Source organism: Oleiphilus sp. HI0067 (genome assembly GCF_001635735.1).
The window spans coordinates 1-715 of sequence record NZ_LWFI01001461.1; the positions used below are offsets into that span (position 1 = coordinate 1).

Below are 715 nucleotides of genomic sequence, written 5' to 3' on the forward strand. Positions count from 1 at the left end.
GTTTGCTTGAGGATGAATTGGGCGTAGAGGTATTTTCAAGAAGCGGTAAGCACCTAACGCGAATAACGCCGGCCGGCGAGAAAATTTTGGCGGTTGCGGGTGATATTTTGTCGCATGTTGAAAATATAAAGAAGATTGCAAACGAATTTAACGACAACCGTACAGGTGAGTTGACCGTTGCGACGACTCATACTCAGGCTAGATACGTCTTGCCACCGATTATAAGCAGGTTTATGAAGCGTTATCCTGATGTTTCATTGCACATGCATCAAGGTACTCCAGCGCAGATTTCTGAAATGTGCTCTGACGGTGCGGTTGATTGTGCGATCGCAACGGAAGCACTTAGCCAACATTCTGATTTGATTATGATGCCATGCTATCGATGGAATCGCGTCGTTGTATTGCCTAAAGATCATCCTTTGCTCTCTGAGTCGACATTGACGCTTGAGAAACTAGCGCAGCATCCAATCGTTACCTATGTGCTTGGTTTTACTGGTAGAGAGAAGTTGGATCAGGCATTCGCAGCGGCTGGTTTAGAGCCGAATGTGGTGTTTACCGCTTCTGATGCGGATGTTATCAAAACCTACGTGCGGCTCGGTTTGGGCGTCGGTATCATTGCGTCAATGGCATTTGATCCTGTTAGAGACTCAGATTTGGTGGCGATTCCAGCCACGGATTTATTCCCAGATGCCGTAACAAGCATTGCGTTGCGCAA

The 715-nt window shown here is 47.0% G+C and carries 1 protein-coding gene; it reads left to right on the forward strand.

Annotated elements, in window-relative coordinates; all coding sequences use genetic code 11:
• The coding region (locus A3739_RS23850; protein WP_068503072.1) for a LysR substrate-binding domain-containing protein at window positions 1–715 on the forward strand (715 nt) is incomplete at both ends.